Below are 2,022 nucleotides of genomic sequence, written 5' to 3' on the forward strand. Positions count from 1 at the left end.
CCCTCGCCATCGAGCACCTCGCCGGCCGCCAGATCCCGCTTGGCGAGGGCGACGACATCGCCGGCAAACCCGCGCGGCCGCCCGGTCGGCTCGCCGCGCAGGGCGACCGAGAGCACCGAGACGTTCAGTTCGAGGCCGATCAGGTGATAGGGCTTGTACATCGCGGCGTAGCGGCCGGAGGCGTCGGTCTTCAGCCCGTATTGCGCGAAGCAGGCGGCGGCGTAGTCGTTCGGCGCCTCGAACACGGCATAGACGCCCCAGCGCAGGTCGCGGAACACCGGCCGCCCGTCGCGCTCCAGCGAGGAGACCACCTCGACCATGCCGGCGCGCTCCAGCACCCCGCCCGCCGCCCGCGGGCGGAGCAGATGCGGCAGGTCGTCCACCCCGCAGGCCGGGAAATGCAGGCCGGACGAGGGCACGGCGAGGCCGGTCGCATTGGCGATCGCCGCCATCTCGATCGCGGATTTGGTGCCGTCGAGGAAGGAGTTGAACATTTGCGGGTTCATCCCGCCCTCGCGCGCCTGCTCCGCCGTCAGCCCGTAATGCTGCCACACCGTATCCGGCGTGACGCCATGATAGAGCGGCAGATATTTCGTCCCCTTGCCGGCGGCGACCACGGAAAATCCGCAGGCCCGCGCCCAGTCCACCATCTCGGCGACGAGGGCGGGCTGGTCGCCATAGGCGAGCGAATAGGTCACCCCCGCCGCGTCCGCCTCGGCGGCGAGCAGCGGCCCGGCCAGCGCATCGGCCTCGACATTGACCATCACCACCGGCTTGCCGGCGGCGAAGGCGGCGCGGGCATGGGCGATGCCGGCGGGCGGGTTGCCGGTCGCCTCGATCACCACGTCGATGTCGTCGCGCCGCAATTCGGCGCCGGCATCGTCGGTGAAGCGCGTGGCGGCGATCAGCGCCTCGTCCCAGCCGACGGCGCGGCAGGCGGCGCGGGCGCCGTCCGGCCGCAGATCGGCGATGGCGGCGACCTCGATGCCCCTGGTGTGCGGCACCTGCGAGAGGAACATCGAGCCGAATTTCCCGGCGCCGATCAGCAGCACGCGAACCGGCCGCCCGGCGTCGGCCCGGGCGGCGAGGAGGTGGGAGAGGTTCATCGCCCTATTCCGCCGCCGCGCGGGGCTGGGATGCCGCCGCCAGCCGCGCCAGCGCGTCGTCCGCCACCGGCACGATCGGCGCGAAATCCCGGTGCGCGATGAACTCCGGCCGCGTCGGCGTGCGGATGTAATTGGAGACCGCGTTGAGCGTGAGATAGACGATGCGGCGCGGATAGGGCGTGATGTTCCCGGCCGAGCCATGCACGAGATTGCCGTGGAACATCAGCACGCCGCCAGGCTTGCCGGTGGGGGCGACGATCCCGCCCTCGGCGACCAGCCGGCTCACCGTCGCCTCGTCCAGCGTCCAGAGCGGGTAGGAGGTGGTCTCGACATCGTGGCTCGCCTCCAGGTCGCCGGCATTGTGGCTGCGCGGCACCAGCAGCAGCGGGCCGTTGATCGGCATCACCTCGTCGAGGAACACCGAGATGTTCATCGCCCGCGGCTCGGGCATCCCGTCATCGCGCTTCCAGGTGCCGTAATCCTGGTGCCACTGCCACACCTCGCCGGTGAAGGCGGCCTTCGCGTTGATCTTGTACTGGTGCATGTAGACCTGCTCGCCGAAGAGCTGCTCGACCGGCCCGATCAGGCGGGGATGCGCGCCGAGCGTGCCGAAGGCCTCGTTATAGGTATGCGCGGCGAAGGCGGTGCGCGGCGCGCCGGTCTTCTCGCGCCACACTTCCGGGCGATGCTCGCGGTAGATCGCCTCGGATTCCCGCTTGAGCAGCGCCACCTCCTCGGGGCTGAACAGCTCGGGCAGGAACAGCCAGCCCTCGCGGTGGAAATCCTCGATCTGCTGCGGGGTGAGTTTCATGTCGTGTCCTCCTGTCTGGTCGAATGGCGTCAGGCCGCCCGCGCGAGTTCGGCGAGGCGGCGGGCGGTGGTCTCGCCGGCGATGCTTGCATGGTCGCGCGCCGCC

General features: G+C 70.8%; 2 protein-coding genes. Both read right to left on the reverse strand.

Annotated elements, in window-relative coordinates:
• The coding region (locus tag APM_RS05865; protein ID WP_007422435.1) for an NAD(P)H-dependent oxidoreductase at positions 1-1,106 on the reverse strand (1,106 nt) is incomplete at its 3' end.
• A gap of 4 nt (positions 1,107-1,110) precedes the next feature.
• Entirely contained in the window at positions 1,111-1,917 is an 807-nt protein-coding gene (locus tag APM_RS05870; RefSeq protein WP_007422436.1) for a phytanoyl-CoA dioxygenase family protein, read from the reverse strand.
• Between the last annotated feature and the right edge of the window lie 105 nt (positions 1,918-2,022).

It is taken from the genome of Acidiphilium sp. PM (assembly GCF_000219295.1).
GTDB classification, from domain to species: domain Bacteria; phylum Pseudomonadota; class Alphaproteobacteria; order Acetobacterales; family Acetobacteraceae; genus Acidiphilium; species Acidiphilium multivorum.